Source organism: Stutzerimonas azotifigens (assembly GCF_013522725.1).
GTDB classification, from domain to species: domain Bacteria; phylum Pseudomonadota; class Gammaproteobacteria; order Pseudomonadales; family Pseudomonadaceae; genus Stutzerimonas; species Stutzerimonas azotifigens_A.
The window spans coordinates 111044-131095 of the sequence record NZ_JAAMRF010000008.1; the positions used below are offsets into that span (position 1 = coordinate 111044).

A 20052-nucleotide genomic window follows, 5' to 3' on the forward strand; every position below is an offset into this window, starting at 1 on the left:
GCAAGATGAACACCGCAAACCACGAAGAAGCCCGTATCCGTGAGCTGACCGAGGCGTTCGTCGCCGCAGTGGGCGCCAAGGACCTGGATCGGATCATGGCCGGCTACGCCGACGACGTGATCGCCTTCGATGCCGTCGGGGAGTTGCAATTCAAGGGCGCGCAGCTATACCGAGAACACTGGCAGCGCTGCCTGTCGTTCTGCCAGGGCGAAGGACTCTTCGAGATCCATGACATGGACATTCAAGCCACCGGCGACCTGGCGTTCGGGCACTTTCTCAGCCACTGCGGCGGCCCTAACGAACAGGGCGAGATGCAGACCTGCTGGATGCGCGGCACCCGCTGCTGGCGCAAGCAGGGCGGCGAGTGGAAGGTGGTCCACGAACACTTCTCCGCGCCCTTCGACATGCAGTCCGGCGCGGTGCAGTTCAACCTGCAGCCGGAATCGGGCGCGACATCCAGGGAGCACGCATGAATTTTCTCTGCCTGATCTATTACGACGAAGCGAAGGTCGATGCCATGACCGACGAGCAATGGCTGGCCCTGGTCAGCCGGTGCTTGGCCTTTGGCGAGCGGTTGCGCGCCAGCGGGCACATGCTCGCCGGCGAGCCGCTGCAGTCGGTGCGTACCGCTAAGACACTGCGCAGCGAGGGTGGCGCGTTGTCCGTGGTGGACGGACCCTTCGCCGAAACCAAGGAGCAGCTGGCGGGCTTTTACATGATCGATGCGCCGGATATCGAGGCGGCGGTGGCGATCGCGGCGGAAATTCCGCCGGCTCACCTGGGCAGCATCGAAGTCAGGCCACTGCGCCAACTGCCGCAGCGCTGAGGGCGGGCAGCATCATGGCAGCGAGCACCGTCGAGGCGATCTACCGGCAGGAGTCACGGCGGGTTCTGGCCACCCTGATCCGCCTGCTGGGCGATTTCGACCTGGCCGAGGAAGCGCTTCACGAGGCCTTCATCGCGGCCGTCGAGCAGTGGCCGCGTGACGGTTTGCCCGCCAATCCGCGCGCCTGGCTGGTCTCCGCCGGCCGCTTCAAGGCGATCGACGGGTTGCGTCGGCGGGCGCGCTTCGATGCCTCGCTGGCGGCGCTGGCCGAGCAGCTGGCCGCGCCGGAGCGCGACGTGGATGAGCCTGGCATGGAAGACGACCGCTTGCGGTTGATCTTCACCTGCTGCCATCCGAGGCTGCCGGACGATGCCCAGGTGGCACTGACGCTGCGCGAGGTCTGCGGGTTGAAGACCGAGCAGATCGCGCGGGCGTTCCTCGTCGCGCCCACCACCATCGCGCAGCGCATCGTCAGGGCCAAAAGCCGGATCCGTTCGCTGGGCATTCCCTACGAGGTGCCGGGGGCGCAGGCGCTCGCCGCGCGGCTGGGCAGCGTGTTGCGTGTCATCTACCTGGTGTTCAACGAGGGGTACTGCGCCTCGTCGGGCGATGCGCTGATCCGCGCCGACCTGACCGGCGAGGCGATCCGGCTCGGCCGCCTGCTGACGGAGCTGCTCCCCGAGCCCGAGGCGTTCGGGCTGTTGGCCCTGATGCTGCTACAGAACGCCCGTCAGGCGGCGCGCACTGACGTCCACGGCCAGTTGGTGCTGTTGGAGGAGCAGGATCGCTCGCTCTGGGAGCCGGCCGCGATCGCCGAGGGCGTGCTGCTGGTGACTCGCGCCCTGATGTCGCGGCGTTTCGGCCCCTATTCGCTGCAGGCTGCGATCGCTGCGGTGCATGCCCAGGCCCGGCGTGCCGAGGCGACCGACTGGCGGCAGATCGTCGGGCTCTACGATGTGCTCCTGCAGCTGGAGCCCTCGGCGGTGGTCGAACTCAACCGCGCGGTGGCGCTGGCGATGTGCGAGGGGCCGGCGGCCGGGCTGGCGCACGTCGACGGGCTGCTGGCACGCGGTGAGCTGGACGACTACCACCTGGCCCACGCCGCGCGTGCCGATCTGTGCCGGCGCCTCGGGCGCACCCGCGAGGCCGGGGAGAGCTATCGGCGCGCGCTGGCGCTGGCGAGGCTGGAGCCGGAGCGGCGCTTTCTGCGCCAGCGGCTGGAACAGCTCGCGCGCTAGTCGTCGTCGCTGTCGGTGGGGCGGTAGTCGCTGCGGCTGAGGCCGTGGCGCTGCATCTTTTCATTGAGTGTGCGCCGCGGGACCTGCAGCAGCGCCATTACTTCGGTGATGTTGCCCCGGCACTGCAGCAGCGCGTTGTGCAGACAGCGCGCCTCGAAGGCTTCCATCTGCGCGCTGAGCGACTGGTCGCCTACCGAGGGTGCAACGGCGGGCGCCGTCGAGGCGGTCAGGCCCAGGGCATGGCGTTCGGCGGCGTTGATCAGTTCGCGCACGTTGCCTGGCCAGTCGTGGCCGAGCAGATGCGCCAGTTGCGCCGGGCTCGGCGGCGGCGCTTCCCGGCTGTGGCGCTGGGCGGCGCGCACGGCGAAATGCTCGAACAGCAGCGGGATGTCTTCGCGGCGTTCGCGCAGCGGCGGGATGCGCAGCTCGGCGACGTTGAGCCGGTACAGCAGGTCTTCGCGAAAGCGCCCGCCGCGCACTTCGTCCAGCAGGTCGGGCTTGGCCGCGCTGATGACCCGCAGGTCCACCTCGATGCTGCGGTTCGAGCCGAGCCGCTCGAGGGTTTTTTCCTGCAGCACCCGCAGCAGCTTGACCTGCTGCGCCAGGGGCATGCTTTCCACCTCGTCGAGGAACAGCGTGCCTCCGGCGGCGTGTTCGATGCGGCCGATGCGTTTGCCCTGCGCCCCGGTGAAGGCGCCGCTCTCGTGGCCGAACAGCTCGCTCTCGAAGATGGTCTCGGGGATTGCGGCGCAGTTGAGCGCGACGAAAGGGCCGTCGGCGCGGCGGCTGAAATCGTGCAGCGAGCGGGCGACCAGCTCCTTGCCGCTGCCGGTTTCGCCACGGATCAGGATGTTGACGTCGGTGCCGGCCAGTTCCAGCACCTGGCGGCGCAAGGTCTGCATCGCCCGCGAGACGCCGAGCAGCTGCGACTCGATGCGGCCGCTGCGGGCGAACTGGTCGCGCAGCTGGCGGTTTTCGCAGACCAGGCGGCGCTTGTCCTGCGCACGGCGCACGCTGTCGAGCAGGCGCTCGGGGGTGAAGGGCTTCTCGATGAAGTCGTAGGCGCCCTGGTGCAGGGCCTGGACCGCCATCGGTACGTCGCCATGGCCGGTGACCATGATCACCGGCAGGTCGGTATCGATCGCCACCAGGCGTTCGAGCAGGCTCAGGCCGTCGATGTCGGGCATGCGTACGTCGCTGATCACCACCCCGGCGAAGTCGCGGTCGATCAGCCCAAGCGCTTCGCGCGCGGTGGCGCAGCTGCGCACCGAAAAGCCCGACAGCTCCAGCCATTGCTGAACCGCCTGGCGAATCGCCGCCTCGTCGTCGATGAAAATGACCTGCCCGCTCACGCGCTGCTCCTGCTTGTTGGCTCTAGCCTGTTGATACCGGCCCGCAAGGGGCGAAGCAAGTGTCCGCTCATGTCACCGGCACCTGTGCCGGGGCGGCCGCGAGCCTCAGGGTGAACACTGCGCCCAGTTCGTCGTTGTTCACCTCCAGGCTGCCGCCCAGATCACGGACGATGCCATAGGACACCGCCAGGCCCAACCCCAGTCCCTGGCCGACCGGCTTGGTGGTATAGAAGGGCTCGAAGACCTTCTCCAGGTCGTCGCCAACGACGCCACCGCCGGTGTCGGCGACGCTGATGACCCAGCTGTCGCCCTCGCGGCGGCCGCTGATGCGCAGCTGCCTGCGCTCGCGGCCAGCCATCGCGTCGAGGGCGTTTTGTAGCAGGTTGATCAGGACCTGCTCCAGCCGGATGCCGTTACCGATCACCTCGGCGTCCTTCGGCATCCGGACGATCACCTCCACCGCGTCGCTGCGAATGCGCGGGGCCAGCAGCTGCAGGGCCTGGTCGAGCACGTGGGCCAGGTTCAGCCGTTCGTGCAGGCCGCCCGGGCTCTTGCGGGCGAAGGTCTTCAGGTGGCCGGTCAGCGCCGCCATGCGCTCGAGCAGACCCTCGACCTGCACAAGCCCGTCGCGGACCTCCTCGGTGCGCTGGTGATCAAGCAGCAGGCGCAGGCTGCCGAGCTGCATGCGCAGGGCGGTCAACGGCTGGTTGATCTCATGGGCCATGGCGGCGGACATCTGGCCCAGGGCCGCCATGCGCGCCGCATGAACCAACTCGTCCTGGGCGGTGCGCAGTTCGGCCGTGCGTGCGTGCACCAGCTGCTCCAGCTCGCTGCGGCTGCGCGCTTCGAGACGCCGGGTCTTGCGCCGCTGGGCCAGGAACAGCAGCAGGAAGGCGAGGGTCATCCACACCCCGGCGGCCGCCAGGCGATAGCTACGCACGCTCTCGGCGATGGTCTGGGGCTCCTGCAACAGGTGCAGGGTCCAGCCTTCCTCGACCAGCGACAGATGCTGCCAGAGGTAGTTGCGGCGCCCGTCCGGGCCGTTCACGCGGCGTCGTTCGCTGCTTTCGTCCAGGCGCGCCAGCAACTGGGATTCGAGCGGCTGCAGGTTCTGTTCGGCGTAACGGCGCGCGGCCACCAGGCGCTCGCGGTTGGCGTCGCTGAGCGGGCTGAGATGGCGAAAGCGCCAGGCGGGGCGGTTGGCGAGGATGACGATGTCCAGTGAGTCGGCGACCAGCAGGATGCCTGGCTGGCCAACCCAATCGCGCTGCATCTCTTCGAGCTCCAGCTTCACCACCAGCACGCCCAGGGTCCGGCCCTGCGCGTCCTTCACCGCGTGGGAGAGAAAGTAGCCCGGAATGCCCGTCGTGACCCCCACCGCAAAGTAGCGCCCCGCGCCATCGCTCATCGCGTCGCGAAAGTAGGGGCGGAAGGAATAGTTGTTGCCGACGAAGCTGGTCCACTCGCGCCAGTTGCTCGCCGCAATGGTCAGCCCCTGCGCGTCGAGCAGATAGAGCACGGCCGAGCCGGCGGCCTGGTTCTGCTGCTCGAGACGCTCGTTGAGCAGTTGGCGCAGCGCCTGATCGTCTGGCGACTCGAGCAGCTGCAGGATGTCGCTGTCCAGGGCCAGCAGTGCCGGCACCGAACGGAAGCGCTCGACCAGGGTATGAATCGCCTGGGCATACAGCTCGAGCTGGCCGCGCGCCTCCAGGCTGCGCTCGCTCCAGGCCCGGCGCTCGGCGAATTGCCCGGCCCCATAGAGGCTGATCGCCAGACCCAGGAGAATCAGCAGGGTGATCGGCAGGAACGAACGGCTTCTGGGCAGGACGGGCATGGGCGGCTCGGCGCGGGGGATCGGCGCATGGTAAGCCAAAGCCCCGCCGCCCGCCGAGCGTTGCGCCTTCAGGCCGGGGGATAGAGGTCGGCGCGCGTCCAGGGTAGCTCGTGGGAGCCGTCCGCCAGGGGCTTGCTGGCGAGGATCTGGTGCAGGTTGATCCAGTTGCGGCGGAAGCCGTAGGCACAGCCGGCCAGGTACAACCGCCAGATCCGCAGGGCGCGCTCGGGTACCAGCGCCCTGGCTTCGTCCAGGCGCGCTTCGAGCCGCTGGCTCCACAGCTCCAGGGTCTTGGCGTAGTGCAGGCGCAGGCTTTCGACATCGACGATCTCCAGTCCGGTCTCGCTGATGCAGGCACCGATGTTCACCAGGTGCGGCAGCTCGCCGTGGGGAAAGACGTAGCGGTCGATGAATTCGCCGGCGCCGTGGCCAACGGGCCGCCCGTCGACGTGGCGGGCGGTGATCCCGTGGTTCATCACCAGGCCGCCGGGCCTCACCGCGCCGAAAAGTTGCTTGCAGTAGAGCGGCAGGTTGGCGTGGCCGACGTGCTCGAACATGCCGACGCTGACCACCTTGTCGAAACCTTCGTCGGCGGGCAGGTCGCGGTAATCCATCAGCTCCAGGCGCACCCGATCTTCCAGCCCTTCGTCGGCCACGCGCTGACGCGCCAGGGTGAGCTGCTCGCGGCTCAGGGTGATGCCGAACACCTCGGCGCCGTACTCCCGCGCCGCGAAGCGCGCCAGCCCGCCCCAGCCGCAGCCGACATCCAGCAGACGGTCACCCCGCTTCAGGCGCAGCTTGCGGCACAGATGGCGCAGCTTGGCCTGCTGAGCTTGGTCGAGGGACTCGTTTCCGCTCTCGAAATAGGCGCAGGAATAGACCATGTCCTGGTCCAGCCAGAGGCTGTAGAACGCGTTGGAGAGGTCGTAGTGGTAGGAAATGGCCTTCGCGTCGGTGGCCTTGTCATGCTCTTCGCGCGGCGGTGCGGAGCTGGTGTGTCGCCCCAGCGCCTGAGTGAGTTCGTCGCCGATGCGGATCACCTCGGCGAGGGGCCCATGCAGGTCGATACGCCCCTCGACATAGGCCGAACCGAGCAGATCCAGGCTCGGATGGGCCAGTTGCGGAATCAGGTTGGGGTCGTTGATCGCCAGCGTGACACGTGGCGACGGCCCGAGGTCGAGCTCCTTTCCATCCCAAAGTCGCAGCCGCAGCGGCAAGGCAAGTTCACGCAGAGCGGGAAGCAATGAGGCCAACATGCAGTTCTCCTCCTGGTCACTGAAGAAATCCTAGTCCACGCGCGCGATACGTCAGGCCATCGAGACGAAAGGCGAGAGTTATCGAGCGCTGCGACTGACTGCTCGGCGAAAGACTGATTCAGGCCGTGAGAGTTCCCGGTTGTGGAGTGAAGGATCGGGGAAACTCGCATTGGATTTGCTAGATGTGCAAACTCTTGTTCCGCTCTGGTCGGCACGGCAAACCGCGTCGTTGTCGGTGTGTCAGGTGCGCGTGCTGGCAGTTTTTCGGTTTACGCCGATTTTTTTTGCCCTGTGGAGTTACGGTATAAATGGCGTTTTGCCAACCCCCTGGCGCTTTAATCCTAGCTGCCCGCCTGGAGAAATACATGGATGGTTCTACCACCAATACTTGAATGGCTTAGTACGACACATGGCTATGGTGCGCTATGCACAGTATGGTTGGGTGACAGTTTTGATATTGCTTTCTGGATAGCGAAACACGTAGGTGCACGCGAGAAAGCGAATGGTATGAAACGCCTTTGCGAGCGACAGTTGGGCTTTCTTGAACACGAAGCCTAGTTCGCTACTAATATATGGGATATATGGGATATATGGGAGGAAAACCAAAACAGAATTATGTATGCGTGCAATATCCAGAGGGAGGGTGAAGGTTATCGAGTCATCGCGCAATCGCAGCACGCCGAGATTCTAAAAAATACTGGTCGATGAAATTGCTGATGCTTTTGAAGGCGTGGAGTTGCTAATAAAAGAGCGGACGCCGTTTTCGATGTCGGATTTTCCGTCCTGTTGCTGCATTTAGTACGGGCTAAAGTTGCTGACATAAATACCAGCGCAAGGAGGCGTATATGCCAGAGTTACAGATCGGGGATGTGGCGACATGGTTGGCAACTGTGGTCGCGATTGTTTCCGCAATAGCAGCCACTAGACCATCAAAATCTGCTGACCGCTATCAGGGAGAAGCGGCGCAGCACGCACAGGTAAGCGCAGAATTACTTGAAAAAAGAACATCAGCTGAAGCAAAGCCCGCCTTAACCAAGCGCTAAACGATATGAATCTACTATTTTCCATTGTGATAGCGGTTGCGTTCTTTGCTGTAACAGGCATGGGCATGGAGTTAATGTTAGAAGTAGAGCGCGCATCATTGTGGTATCTGATTCCATTCGTGCTCAGCGTAGTTCTTTTGCTTATCACCTATGAGCTACGCTGGCGAGAAGTGGTGATACACCAAATGACGTTGGCTGGAGTACTTAAAATTGCGGCAAGCGTGGCGCTCAACGTTGTTAATATACTCGGTATACTTGTTTATATTCCCTTGCTGTTAGCAGTCGGCATGGCTCTGGGGTCCCCTGGGGTTGGGGAAGATTGGGAGCGTTGGCTGATTCCAATAGGTGCTTTTCTGTTCGGCCCTCTTTGTATTACCGGAGCGCTCTCTAAAAAACGCCCGTATCTGGGCTTCGTCGGCCTCGCGATTCTAGGATTTGCCGTCGGTGCAAGTGAAATGCTGCACTGATGGCAAACGAGTCGTCACCGCTTGAAAAGAAGGGGAAGATTTATTCTGATGCTAGGCCTGCTCTATAGGAACGTAAATGGCGGAAGGCAGTGGGAGTCGAACCCACCCGGGAACGGCTGCCGTCCCCAACCGGGTTTGAAGCCCGGCCGCACCACCGGGTGCGATTGCCTTCCAAGAGGCGACCGGCTGAACAGCCGGATGCGCAGCCTACCCGAGCTGCGCTGATGATGCCAAGGCGCTGTCGCGGCGGACCTTCCGTTCGTTGCCGAAGCGGCGTGTGAAGCCGATGCGGTCCAGGTGTTCGAGGAGCTGGATGCTGCGCTTGCGACCCAGGCCGATGCGGTCGCGGAACGCGGCGGCGCGGATCACGCCGCTGGCGGCTTCGAGGTCCAGGGCGATTTCGGCGAGGGTTTTGAGCGTCGTCTCCGGGTAGAACAGGTCCTTGACCACCTGTTGCAGCAGGCCGAGGCGGGCCAGTTTGCGCAACAGCAGGCGCATCCGGGCTTCCTCGACGGCGAGCTCTCGGGCCAGGTCCCGCACCCAGGGCGGGTCGAAGCGGCCGGCTTCGAGCAGTGGCCAGAGGCGTGCTTTGAGCGCTTCTTCCTCGTCACTCAGGCGCACCCGGTGGTCGGGGCGATGCAACCAAGGGCCGCTGGCCTCGATCTCTCCGTGCGCCATCGCCTGCTCGAGCAGCGCGATGAACAGCGGCCGCTCCAGTTGCGGCAGGGCGAAGCGGCGCAGGCGGTCGCGGTCCGGGCCGAGTTCGTCGGGCTGCTCTTCGTGAAAGCGCTGCAGCGCCTGGACGAGTTCGGCTTCCAGCTGTTGCCAGCGGCCGCGTTCCAGCAGCCGAGGGCCTACGCGGGTGCCGATCTCGACGGCCGAGTCGGGCAGCTGCCAGCCCTGTCGCGGGCGGTTGAACTGGCGTTCGAGCAGGAGCGGGTCAAGGCCGTTGTCGGACTCGCCGAGTAGGGCAGGCAGCGCCGCTTCAAGGCCTTCGCTGGTGAGCGCTCGCAACTGCGCCAGGCGTGCTTCGCGGCGGCGGTTGCGCGGCGGCGCGAAGGGGTCGAGCACGCGGGCACCGCCCAAGGTGCGCTGGGCCGACTGGTCGCGCAACACGACGCGGTCGCCATGCACCGCATGGGCCGGGGCGTTGAGCAGCAGCTGGGCGAAGCCGCGACCGCCGGGCGCCAGGCTTTCGCCTTCGAGCAGCGCAAGGCGCCCGGTGACGTCCTGGGCACCCAGGTGGATGTGCAGCGGGGTCCAGTGCTTGAGGTCGCGGGCCTCGCTGGGCAGCAGATCGAGTTCGACGTCGAGGCGGGTGGTCGGGGCGTGCAGCATGGGCGCCAGCAGCCAGTCGCCACGGTGGATCTGCTCGACGCTGAGCCGATCGCCGGCGAGGTTCAGGGCGACCCGCTGGCCGGCGCGGGCCTGGTCGGCTTCGCGGTTCTGCGCGTGCAGGCCGCGCACGCGTATGGTCTTGCCGGAGGGGCTCAGGGTCAGCTCGTCGCCTACTCTCACGGTGCCGGCGAAGCTGGTGCCGGTGACCACCACCCCGGCGCCGCTGACGCTGAAGGCGCGGTCGATGGCGAGCCGGAAGTGGCCCTGGTCGGCGCGCGCCTGGCAGGTCAGGGCGCGTTCTACGAGCGCCACGCGCAAGGCGCCGACGCCGGCGCCGGTCAGGCTCGAGACGGGGAAGTAGGGCGTGCCGGCGAGCGGTCCGGGCGCCAGCAGGGCGTCGACCTGTGCCTGCACCTCGGCGATGCGCGATTCGGATACCCGGTCGGTCTTAGTCAGCGCCACCAGCGCCTGGCCGATGCCCAGCAGTTCGACGATGGCCAGGTGCTCGCGGGTCTGCGGCATCACGCCGTCGTCGGCGGCGACCACCAACAGCACCAGGTCGATGCCGCTGGCACCGGCCAGCATGTTGTGCACGAATCGCTCGTGGCCGGGCACGTCGATGAAGCCGGTGAGGGTGCCTTCGCCCAGGGGCGCGTAGAGGTAGCCCAGGTCGATGGTGATGCCGCGCTCGCGCTCCTCGCGGCGGCGGTCGCCTTCGGCGCCGGTCAGGGCCTTGAGCAGGGAGGTCTTGCCGTGGTCGATGTGGCCCGCAGTGCCGACGATCATGCCAGGGCTCCGGCCAGCTCCGGGAGCTGGGCGAGGAAGGCGGCCTCATCGTCGAGCTGGCGCAGGTCGAGCCAGAGCGCGTCGTCCGCGATGCGCCCCAGCACCGGGATCGGCAGGCTGCGCAGGGCTTCCTCGAGCTGGCGCAGGCTGCGGCCCTTCAAGCGCTTTGACTGCTGAGGGCGCAGGCACAGGGCGGCGCTGGGCAGGCGCGCCACCGGCTGGGTGCCGCTGCCGATCATGCCCAGCGCATCGACCGTCTCGACCTGCCAGGCGCTGCCCAGCTGTTGCGCCAGCAGCGGAGCCAGCCGCTGCGCCTGCAGCCGAATGTCGGCCTGGGGCCGGCTGAGCAGGCGCAGGCTGGTCAGCCGTTCGGCGAGGCGATCCGGGTCACGGTAGAGGGAGAGAACGGCTTCGAGGGCGGCGAGGGTCAGCTTGTCGACCCGCAAGGCGCGCTTGAGCGGGTTCTTCTTGATCCGCGCGATCAGGTCTTTGTGCCCGACAATCAGTCCCGCCTGGGGGCCGCCGAGCAGCTTGTCGCCGCTGAAGGTGACGATGTCGGCGCCGTCGCGCAGCGCTTCCTGCACCGTCGGCTCTTTCGGCAGGCCCCAGCGCGGGAGGTCGACCAGGCTGCCGCTGCCGAGGTCTTCGAGCAGGGGCAGCTGATGGCGGTCGGCGATGGCTGCGATCTCGGCGGTGGCGACGCTGCTGGTGAAGCCCTGGACGGTGTAGTTGCTGGTGTGTACGCGCATCAGCAGGCCGCTGCGCGGGCCGATGGCGTTTTCGTAGTCGCGGGCATGGGTGCGGTTGGTAGTCCCGATCTCGTTCAGCTTCACACCGGCTCGGGCCATGATGTCCGGGATGCGGAAGGCGCCGCCGATCTCGATCAGCTCGCCACGGGAGATGATGCCTTCCTTGCGCGCGCCGAGGCTGTTGAGCGCCAGCAGCACCGCCGCGGCGTTGTTGTTGACCACGGTCACCGCCTCGGCGCCGGTCAGCTCGCGGATCAGGCCTTCGATGAGGTCGTCGCGGTCGCCGCGCTTGCCGGTGGCCAGGTCGAATTCCAGGTTCAGCGGGTAGCGCGCGGCATGGGCCACCGCTTCGATGGCTTCTTCGGGCAGCAGCGCGCGGCCGAGGTTGGTGTGCAGCACGGTGCCGGTCAGGTTGAACACGCGCCTGATACGGCTGCGGTGCCGGGCATCGAGACGTTCCCCGGCGCGTCCGGCCAGCATCGCTTCGCTCAGTTCGATTTCGCTGAGCTGGCCCTGTCGAGCCGGTTCGCGCAGCTCGTCGAGCAGCTGGCGCAGGGTATCGAGAAGGGGTTCGCGGCCGTAACGTTCGGCCAGGGGCTGGCACGCGGGGCTGCGCAGCAGGCGGTCAACGGAAGGCAGGCGGAAGACGGTCATGCGCCGAGACTCGGCAGCAGGCTGGAAGGCATTCAGATCACTCCGGCAATGGACCGAAGGATTGTAGGGCAATGTGGGCAGCAAGCCCAACGCAGGTTCCAGGCGGTGCCTGCACGGGGCAGGCACCGCTGGAGATCACTCGCCGCCGGGGGCGAGCAGCAGGTTCGGCGCCTGGCGCTGGAAGCCCTCGGCATCCAGGCGCATGTCCAGCGCCAGGCTCGCGAGGTCGGCCGACAGCGCTTCGGCATCGGCGTCCAGTTCCAGGTAGACCTGCTTGAAGTAGGTCTTGCAGCTCGGGCAGGTTTCGGCCTTGAGCGGGGCCTTCTCGGCGGTGACCTTGTCGGTCTCGAGGCTGACGTATTCCAAACCCTTGGTCGACTCGCAGCCGGTGCACTTGACCCGTACGAAGTGCCACTCGCAGGCGCACAGCGAGCAGACCAGATAGCGCAGGCCGTTGTGCTTGCCACGGTGGCGGATCACCCCGGCCATCGCCGGCGAGCCGCAGCAGGGGCAACGACCGCCGCTGCCGATGTCGGTCACGCTGTCTTCCGGCAGGTCGAGCAGCCAGTGGCTCCAGGCGAGCTGCAAGCCGGCGCCGAGGAAGGGCACCACGGCGGCGGGCACACCATCGTACTGTCCGGCCAGCAGGAGCACCGCCCAGGCGCGGCGCTGTCCTGCGTCGGCTTCCTTGAGTTGTTCCAGCGCCGCCTTGACCTGGGGGTTGTCCGGCGTGGGATAAGCCTTGAGCAGAGCGTCGAGCATGGTCAGCCAGGCGTCTTCACGCACCAGGGTGTCGGCTGCCAGCGGCGGCATGCCGTGCTTGCGGCTCTGCTCAAGGCGATTCTCGTCGCGCTCGGGCATGGCCGGCGGGTTGTCCAGCACCTGCTGCTGGGCACGACACAGGCCAGCCACCAGGCGCAGGTAGTCGCCCAGCGGATTGCCTTCGGCCAGGGTCTCCAGCCGTGCGGCGCGCAGGGAAAAGAGCTTCGCCGGCGGCAGATGGATGAAAGGGGGAGTGGCGGCCGAGGCTGCAATCTGCTCCGGCTCGAGGATCTGACCAGCCACGGAGGGCTCCTTTGAAAATGGATGGAGCCTGATCGTCAGGCTCCATGGATGTTATCAAGGCGGGTTCGGCTGTCATGCCCGTCGGCGTGCCGCCGGTCGCCTGGTGCTCGCCTCCCCGGTGCGGGGCGCGGGCGGAAGAGGGGGAGCGAAGGGCAGCGGGCTGCCCGTCGCGTCCTTTACTTGCGTTCCTGCTTGGTGACTTCGTCGTACCACAGTTCGTGGTGCTTCTTGGCCCACAAGCGGCTGACGCGACCGGACATCATGGCGCCGAAGGAGCCCTTGATCCAGATCGCCGCATAGACATGCACGATGATCGAAAGGACCAGCACGAACGCGGCTGCGGCATGCAGCAGCGCGCTCAGGCGGATCAACTCGATGCCGAACAGGTGGCTGAAGTACGCGCGCCAGATCACCACGCCGCTGACCAGCAGCACCAGCATCGTGACGACCAAGACCCAGAACAGCAGCTTCTGCCCGGGGTTGTACTTGCCGATCGGCGGTACGCCTTCTTCCTCGTTGCGCAGCACCTTGTTCAGGCTGCCCAGCCACTTGCGGTCGTTGCCGCTGAAGTAGTTGGAGCGCCAGAAACGCACCATCAGCCCGAGGAACAGGACGAACATCGCCACACCCAGGAACGGATGCAGGATGCGTGTCCAGGGACCGCCGCCGAACAGGTTGCTCAACCAGAACAGTGCCGGGTGGAACAAGGCCAGTCCGGAGAGCCCGGCGAGGATGAACAGGATCGCCACCGCCCAGTGGTTGCTGCGCTCGTTGGCGTTGTAACGCTGGATATCGTCTTTTCTCATGATTGCCGCTCCTGTGCGCGCCGCCCGGTCAAGGGCGGCGCACACGCCTCAAGGCTGCCTGGGGTCGAAGGTGTGTACTGCCGGGTCCTGTTTCTTGACGACAGGCTCGGCAGGGGCCTCGTGCTCCTCTTCCTCCTCCACGCGCTGGGGTCCGACCCGCACGTAGTGGAAGAAGCCGGCAAGTACCGCGGCGCCCATGGCCAGCAGCGCGAGCGGCTTGGTGACCCCCTTCCACAGGCTGACCATCGGGCTGATGGCCGGCTCGTTGGGCAGGTCGGCATAGAGCGACGGCTTGTCCGCGTGGTGCAGTACGTACATGACATGGGTGCCGCCAACGCCCGCCGGGTCATACAGACCGGCGTTCTCGAAGCCGCGGGACTTGAGGTCCTCGATGCGTTCTTCGGCGTGGTGCTTCATGTCGTCCTTGCTGCCGAAGACGATCGCCCCGGTGGGGCAGGTCTTCACGCAGGCCGGTTCCAGCCCGACGCTCACGCGGTCGTTGCACAGCGTGCACTTGTACGCCTTCTTGTCCTTCTCCGAGATACGCGGAATGTCGAACGGGCAACCGGTGACACAGTAGCCGCAGCCGATGCACTTGTCCTGGTTGAAGTCGACGATGCCGTTGGCGTACTGCACGATCGCACCCGGGCTCGGGCACGCCGTGAGGCAGCCGGGCTCGGCGCAATGCATGCAGCCGTCCTTGCGGATCAGCCATTCCAGATCACCGGCGGTGTTCTCGTGCTCGGTGAAGCGCATCAGCGTCCAGGATTCGGCCGTCAGGTCCGCCGGGTTGTCGTAGGTGCCATGGGTGTGGCCGACCTCGTCGCGCAGCTCGTTCCATTCCGAGCAGGCGACCTGGCAGGCCTTGCAGCCGATGCACTTGGACACGTCGATCAGCTTGGCAACCTCGTCGACCTGGCGGATCGACGGCGGGGTGGTGGTCGTCGCGGAGCGGGCAATGATGTTTTGCGTAGCCATTTATGCCTTCTCCAGGTTGACCAGGAACGACTTCGATTCCGGCGTCTGGGTGTTGCCGTCGCCGAGGTAAGGCACCAGCGTGTTGGCCAAAAAGCCCGGACGCGCGACGCCGGTGAAGCCCCAGTGAATCGGAATACCGACGTGGTGGACCGTCTGGTTGTTCACCTGCAGCGGACGGATCCGCTTGGTCACCACCGCGACGCATTCGATGTAGCCCCGCTTGGAGGTCACCCGGACGCGATCGCCCGCGACGATGCCCTTTTCCTTGGCCAGCGCTTCGCCGATCTCGACGAACTGCTCGGGCTGAACGACGGCGTTCAGGCGGCAGTGCTTGGTCCAGAAGTGGAAGTGCTCGGTCAGGCGGTAGGTCGTCGCCGCATAGGGGTAGTCCTTCGCCTCACCGAGGCTGTCCCACACCGAATCGAAGATCCGCGCAGCCGGGCTGCTGATGACCTTCTTGTTGTTCGGATGCAGCGGGTTGACCCCGATCGGCGTCTCGAACGGCTCGTAGTGCTCGGGGAAGGGACCTTCGGCCATCTTGTCGACCGCGAAGAAGCGCGCAACGCCTTCGGGGTTCATGATGAACGGGTTCACCCCGGCTTCCGGCGCCACGGTCGGACCGTAGTCGGGCACGTCGGTACCTGTCCAGGTGCTGCCGTTCCACCACACCGCCTTCTTGTTCGCCGCCCAGGGCTTGCCTGCCGGGTCCGCCGAAGCGCGGTTGTAAAGGATGCGGCGGTTCATCGGCCACGCCCAGGCCCAGCCCAGGTGCTGCTTCATGTGGTGCGGGTCGCTGTTGTCGCGGCGCGCCATCTGGTTACCCTGTTCGGTCCAGCTGCCGCAGAAGATCCAGCAGCCCGAGGCGGTGCTGCCGTCGTCCTTGAGCTGACCGAAGCCGGACAGCTGCTGGCCGGCCTTGACCACCGCGCCGCTGGCATCGGTGACGTCGGTGACCGCGTAGCCGTTGAATTCCTTGGCGATTTCCTCGGGCGACGGTTCGTGGGCGACCTTGTAGGGCCAATGCAGGTTCAGGATCGGATCGGCATAGGCGCCGCCTTCCTTGCGATAGCGCTCGCGCAAGCGCAGGAACAGCCCGGACATGATCTCGATGTCGGTACGCGCTTCGCCGGGGGCATCGGCAGCCTTCCAGTGCCACTGCAGCCAGCGGGTGCTGTTGACCAGCGAGCCGTCTTCTTCGGCGAAGCAGGTGGTCGGCAGGCGGAACACTTCGGTCTCGACCGAGGCGGTATCGATGTCGTTGAACTCGCCGGCGTTGCGCCAGAACTCGGCCGTTTCGGTCGCCAGCGGGTCCATCACCACCAGCCACTTGAGCTTGGCCAGCGATTTGAGCACGCGGTTCTTGTCCGGCAGCGAGGCGATCGGGTTGAAGCCCTGGCAGAAATAGCCGTGGACTTCGCCGCGCGACATCATGTCGAACATGCGCAGTACGTCGTAGCCGGCACCGCCGAAGTCGAGCTTGGGCAGGTAGTCGTAGCACCAGTCGTTTTCGGCGGTGGCGGCCTTGCCGTACCAGGCCTTCATCAGGCTGACGTGGAACTTGCCGTAGTTCTGCCAGTAGGACGTCTGGCCCGGACGTAGCGGCTTGAGAGCGCGTTTGTCGATATAGGTGCTGAAGTCCTGCTCGGCATCGCCGGCCAGGGTCATGTAGCCCGGCAGCAGGTTCGAGAGCAGGCCCAGGTCGGTCAGACCCTGGATGTTGGAGTGACCGCGTAGCGCGTTCACGCCACCGCCCGGCATGCCGACGTTGCCCAGCAGCAGCTGGACCATGGCCGCACTGCGGATGATCTGCGCGCCGATCGAGTGCTGTGTCCAGCCCAGGGCGTAGAGGATCGTCATGGTCTTGCCCGGTGCCGAGCAGGTGGCGATCTCTTCCCAGACGGTCAGCATCTTGTCCTGCGGCATGCCGCAGATCTGGCTGGCGAGTTCAGGCGTGTAGCGGCTGTAGTGCTGCTTCATCAACTGGAACACGCAACGTGGATGCTCGAGCGTTTTGTCGACCTTGGCGAAGCCTTGTTCGTCGAGCTCATAGCCCCAGGACGACTTGTCCGAGTAGGTGCGCTTGTCCGCGTCGTAGCCGCTGAACAGACCGTCCTCGAAGCCGAAGCCTTCCTTCACGATGAAGGACACGTCGGTGTAGTTGCGCACGTATTCGTGCTGAATCTTGTCGTTGCTGATCAGGTAATTGATCAGACCGCCCATGAAGGCGATGTCGGTACCCGTGCGGATGGGCGCGTAGTAGTCCGACACGGCGGCCGTACGCGTATAGCGCGGATCGACGACGATCAGGCGCGCCTTGTTGTGGGCCTTCGCTTCGGTTACCCATTTGAAGCCGCAGGGATGGGCTTCAGCTGCGTTGCCACCCATTACCAGAACCAGATCGGCGTTGCCGATGTCGGTCCAGGTGTTGGTCATGGCGCCACGGCCGTACGTCGGGGCAAGACTTGCCACCGTCGGGCCGTGTCAGACACGTGCTTGGTTATCGAATCCCACTATGCCGAGGTTGCGAACGACCTTGTGCGTCAGATATCCGGCTTCGTTGGAAGAAGCGGAAGCGGCGAGGAAGCCGACCGAGGTCCAGCGGTTAACCGTCTGGCCCTGGGCGTTCTGGGCGATGAAGTTGGCGTCGCGGTCTTCCTTCATCAGGGCGGCGATGCGGTCGAGCGCCTCGTCCCAGGAAATGCGCGTCCACTCGTTGGAACCCGGCTTGCGCACCTCAGGGTACTTGAGGCGGTTCGGGCTCTTGACGAAGTCCAGCAGGCCGGCGCCCTTCGGGCACAGGGTGCCGCGGTTGACCGGATGGTCGGCGTCGCCTTCGATGTGGATGATGTTCTGCGCGACGTTCTTGCCACCGTCACCCTGACTGTACAGGATCAGGCCACAACCGACGGAGCAGTAAGGGCAGGTGTTGCGCGTCTCTTTGGTGTGGGTCAGTTTGAACTGACGCACCTGCTCGGCGAAGGCTGGCTCAGGCGCCATGCCTAGTGCCGCAAGGCTGGATCCTCCAAGGCCGACGGCGGCGACCTTGAAGAATTGTCGACGGTTCATGTCCATCGAATACTCCTATCGGGCTAAAGGTCGCCGATGCTTTGCCGGCGCCAGAGTGCCATCTTAGCCAATCGCGACAATCGAGTGCGCTAAAAATTCCAAGATGAGAGCAATTCCCGGATAGACAAAAGCAAGGCTTAACGCCTTGAAATAGGGTGTTTTTTCCACGAAAAGCCTATTTCCGGCACGCCACGCGACGAGCGGTTAAGACTAAAGTCTAAAGGCGCGCATAAAAAAACCCGGGCATGGCCCGGGTTCTTGAAGCGTGGACGGATCAGCCGTTCTGACGGATGCCCGCCACCAGCCAGGGCTGGTTCTCGCCCTGGGCGCGCTCCATCCGCCAGCTTTCGCTGAAGGGCTCGCCCTGGTCGAAGCGCGAGGACTTGGATACGCCGATGAAGGTCAGCGTCGCGATGGTCTTGTCGGCCTGATCATCGACACCGTCGAGCTGGATCTGCAGGTCATCGATATAGGTCGACTGGTAGCCTTCGCCCAGCTCCGCACGCTCGCGCTTGAGGAAGTCGAGCAGCTGCGGGGTGACGAACTCGGAGATCTTGTCCATCTCGTTGGCATCCCAATGCTGCTGCAGCGAAAGGAAATGCTCGCGGGCCGCGGCAACGAAGTTCTGTTCGTTGAACCAGCTCGGCGCATTGATCACCGGCGCTGGAGCCACGCTGCTGGCGCTGCCGCCAAAGATCGACTGCTGCGGCATTTCACGCTGCATCGGCGCATGGCCGGCCATGGCAGGCTGCTGCTGGCGACGGCGTGCGGCGAGGAAGCGGAACAGCAGGAAGCCGATGACGGCGAAGATCAGGATGTCCATGAAGTTGATGCCTTCGAAGCCACCCCCCATGAACAGCGCGGCGAGCAGGCCACCGGCGGCCAGTGCGCCCAGCATGCCGAGACCACGGCTGGCGGCCGACGGTTGCTGGCGGCCGGCCTGAGCGCTGTCGGTGCGCTGGGTTTGCGGTTGCGCCTGACGTGATTGGTGGCTCGGCGCGGCGCCGAAGCTCTTGCCGCCACCGAAGCGCTTGGCGTTGGCGTCGAGACTGAGGGTCAGGCCGATACACAGCGCCATGAAAAGGCTAAGCACACGTTGCATTCTGTATTCCCACTGCTGACTAAAAAGGGCTTTACGTATGTCATCCTGCCCAGGCGGCCAGACATTTGACCAGAGGGAGTATGTTACCGGCTTTTGCCTCTCACTCCGCCGGGTCACTCGAGAGCGCCTATTACGCGCTCTGCGCCCCTCGTCGGCGGGCAAGACGACTACGCGTTGAAAATGAAACGGAGCCCTTGGGCTCCGTTTCTCTACAGCAGGCTCAACGCCAGTTGTAGAGCTCTTTCTCGGTGATTTCCTGCATTGGCTTGGCCTGCTCCTGGAACGCCTTCATCGACGCCCAGATGCGCCCGTTCAGTTCGCTCTGGCCGGCCAGAGCGCCCAGCACCTGCTCGGATTGCTCGTACATGGCGTCGAGCACCTCGTCGGGGAAGCGCTTGAGCTGTACACCCTGCTGCTTCAGCTCCTGCAGGGCAATGGCGTTGTGATAAACGTAATCGTCGGCCATGTCCTGGTTACCGGCGCGCGCCGCCTCGGTGACGATCGCCTGCAGATCCGCCGGCAGGCTGTCGAAGGCCTTCTGGTTGATCAGCATCTCGATCACCGCCTGCGGCTCCTGCCAGCCCGGGTAGTAGTAGTACTTGGCAGCCTTGTGCAGGCCGAACGCCAGGTCGTTGTAGGGGCTGACCCAGTCGGTGGCGTCGATGGCGCCGGTCTGCAGGGCAGTGAACACTTCGCCGCCGGGCAGGTTGACGGTGGTCGCGCCGAGGCGACTGAGCACTTCACCCCCCAGCCCCGGCATGCGGACCTTCAAGCCCTTGAGGTCGGCCAGGGAGTTGATCTCCTTGTTGTACCAGCCACCCATCTGCATGGTGGAGTTGCCTGCCGCAAGCGGCTTGACGCCGTAGGGGGCATAGGCCTCTTCCCAGAACTTCAGACCGCCGCCCTTGTTCAGCCAAGCGTTCATTTCAATCGTCGAGAGCCCGAAGGGCACCGAGGTGAAGAATTGCGCGGTAGGAACCTTGCCGCGCCAGTAATAGGCGGCGCCATGGCCGATTTCGGCGGTGCCGCGCGAAACCGAGTCGAAAACCTCGAGCGCTGGAACCAGCTCGCCGGCGGCGTAGACGCGGATGGTCAGACGCCCGCCGCTCATGGCGTTGATGCGTTCGGCCAGGCGCTCGGCGGAGGTGCCGAGGCCGGGATAGTTCTTCGGCCAGGCAGTGACCATTTTCCAGTTGTAGGTCTTGGCTTTGGCTTCGGCCTGGGTATCGCTGGCCGGGCCGGGTTTGTCGTCATTGCAGCCGGCGAGGCCGAAGGCGGCGAGCAGGGCAGCGGCAGCGCCGAACAGGTGGCGGCGTTTCATGGTGTCTCCGGTAATGTCGTGTAGGACTTTATTGTCTCGTTCGATGTTGGGCGGACCGGCCAGGTATGCAGCCATGCTCCTCGGTACGGCGGCACGGGTCGCCACCGTCTCACTGTCCCTCGCTTCTTGTGGAAGTCGGCGGGCTGCCACCGGAGCGTTCCGGCGGCGTTC

General features: G+C 65.3%; 16 protein-coding genes and 1 tRNA gene. 5 read left to right on the forward strand and 12 right to left on the reverse strand.

Annotation, left to right across the window (positions count from 1 at the left end):
* The first annotated feature begins 5 nt into the window (after window positions 1–5).
* The 3 genes from G7026_RS15990 to G7026_RS16000 are packed head-to-tail and all read left to right on the forward strand — an operon-like array spanning window position 6 to window position 2064.
* Entirely contained in the window at window positions 6–473 is a 468-nt protein-coding gene (locus tag G7026_RS15990) for a YybH family protein (RefSeq protein ID WP_181071911.1), read from the forward strand.
* Window positions 470–826 carry a YciI family protein gene (locus G7026_RS15995; RefSeq protein WP_181071912.1) on the forward strand — a complete coding sequence of 119 codons (357 nt, stop codon included), beginning with the start codon at window positions 470–472 and terminating at the stop codon, window positions 824–826. Before G7026_RS15990 ends, G7026_RS15995 begins: the two co-directional genes overlap by 4 nt.
* A 14-nt stretch (window positions 827–840) precedes the next feature.
* Window positions 841–2064 carry an RNA polymerase sigma factor gene (locus tag G7026_RS16000; RefSeq protein WP_181071913.1) on the forward strand — a complete coding sequence of 408 codons (1224 nt, stop codon included), beginning with the start codon at window positions 841–843 and terminating at the stop codon, window positions 2062–2064.
* Here G7026_RS16000 and G7026_RS16005 read toward each other — a convergent pair.
* The 3 genes from G7026_RS16005 to cfaB form a co-directional block, all read right to left on the reverse strand.
* Complete coding sequence (locus G7026_RS16005; protein WP_181071914.1) at window positions 2061–3416, reverse strand: sigma-54-dependent transcriptional regulator; 1356 nt, start codon at window positions 3414–3416, stop codon at window positions 2061–2063. The two genes, G7026_RS16000 and G7026_RS16005, sit on opposite strands and share 4 nt — an antisense overlap.
* A 67-nt stretch (window positions 3417–3483) precedes the next feature.
* Window positions 3484–5250, reverse strand: coding sequence for a sensor histidine kinase (locus G7026_RS16010; protein WP_181071915.1), 1767 nt, complete (start codon window positions 5248–5250; stop codon window positions 3484–3486).
* 68 nt (window positions 5251–5318) lie between these two features.
* The gene (gene cfaB, locus G7026_RS16015) at window positions 5319–6506 is read right to left on the reverse strand and encodes a C17 cyclopropane fatty acid synthase CfaB (RefSeq protein WP_181071916.1); all 1188 of its coding nucleotides are present in this window, start codon (window positions 6504–6506) and stop codon (window positions 5319–5321) included.
* A gap of 845 nt (window positions 6507–7351) precedes the next feature.
* Here cfaB and G7026_RS16020 point away from each other — a divergent pair.
* Together G7026_RS16020 and G7026_RS16025 are read left to right on the forward strand one after the other, a co-directional pair.
* Window positions 7352–7549: a hypothetical protein gene (locus G7026_RS16020; RefSeq protein ID WP_181071917.1), complete on the forward strand. Its 198-nt coding sequence runs from the start codon at window positions 7352–7354 to the stop codon at window positions 7547–7549.
* 5 nt (window positions 7550–7554) lie between these two features.
* Entirely contained in the window at window positions 7555–8016 is a 462-nt protein-coding gene (locus G7026_RS16025; RefSeq protein ID WP_181071918.1) for a hypothetical protein, read from the forward strand.
* A 77-nt stretch (window positions 8017–8093) separates the two neighbouring features.
* On the opposite strand, the gene G7026_RS16030 is transcribed toward G7026_RS16025, so the two are convergent.
* The 9 genes from G7026_RS16030 to G7026_RS16070 form a co-directional block, all read right to left on the reverse strand.
* Window positions 8094–8189: transfer RNA gene (locus G7026_RS16030), tRNA-Sec, on the reverse strand.
* Window positions 8190–8223: 34 nt separating this feature from the next.
* Window positions 8224–10140, reverse strand: coding sequence for a selenocysteine-specific translation elongation factor (gene selB, locus G7026_RS16035; protein WP_181071919.1), 1917 nt, complete (start codon window positions 10138–10140; stop codon window positions 8224–8226).
* On the reverse strand, window positions 10137–11543 hold the full coding sequence (selA, locus tag G7026_RS16040; RefSeq protein WP_181071920.1) for an L-seryl-tRNA(Sec) selenium transferase: 1407 nt from the start codon (window positions 11541–11543) through the stop codon (window positions 10137–10139). Before selA ends, selB begins: the two co-directional genes overlap by 4 nt.
* 135 nt (window positions 11544–11678) lie before the next feature.
* Window positions 11679–12608 carry a formate dehydrogenase accessory protein FdhE gene (fdhE, locus tag G7026_RS16045; protein ID WP_181071921.1) on the reverse strand — a complete coding sequence of 310 codons (930 nt, stop codon included), beginning with the start codon at window positions 12606–12608 and terminating at the stop codon, window positions 11679–11681.
* 176 nt (window positions 12609–12784) lie between these two features.
* On the reverse strand, window positions 12785–13414 hold the full coding sequence (locus G7026_RS16050) for a formate dehydrogenase subunit gamma (RefSeq protein ID WP_181071922.1): 630 nt from the start codon (window positions 13412–13414) through the stop codon (window positions 12785–12787).
* A 48-nt stretch (window positions 13415–13462) separates the two neighbouring features.
* Complete coding sequence (gene fdxH, locus G7026_RS16055; RefSeq protein WP_181071923.1) at window positions 13463–14392, reverse strand: formate dehydrogenase subunit beta; 930 nt, start codon at window positions 14390–14392, stop codon at window positions 13463–13465.
* On the reverse strand, window positions 14393–17464 hold the full coding sequence (gene fdnG / locus G7026_RS16060) for a formate dehydrogenase-N subunit alpha (protein WP_181071924.1): 3072 nt from the start codon (window positions 17462–17464) through the stop codon (window positions 14393–14395).
* Window positions 17465–17732: 268 nt separating this feature from the next.
* Entirely contained in the window at window positions 17733–18560 is an 828-nt protein-coding gene (locus tag G7026_RS16065) for a Tim44 domain-containing protein (RefSeq protein ID WP_181071925.1), read from the reverse strand.
* A 220-nt stretch (window positions 18561–18780) separates the two neighbouring features.
* Window positions 18781–19881 carry a TRAP transporter substrate-binding protein gene (locus tag G7026_RS16070; RefSeq protein WP_181071926.1) on the reverse strand — a complete coding sequence of 367 codons (1101 nt, stop codon included), beginning with the start codon at window positions 19879–19881 and terminating at the stop codon, window positions 18781–18783.
* Between the last annotated feature and the right edge of the window lie 171 nt (window positions 19882–20052).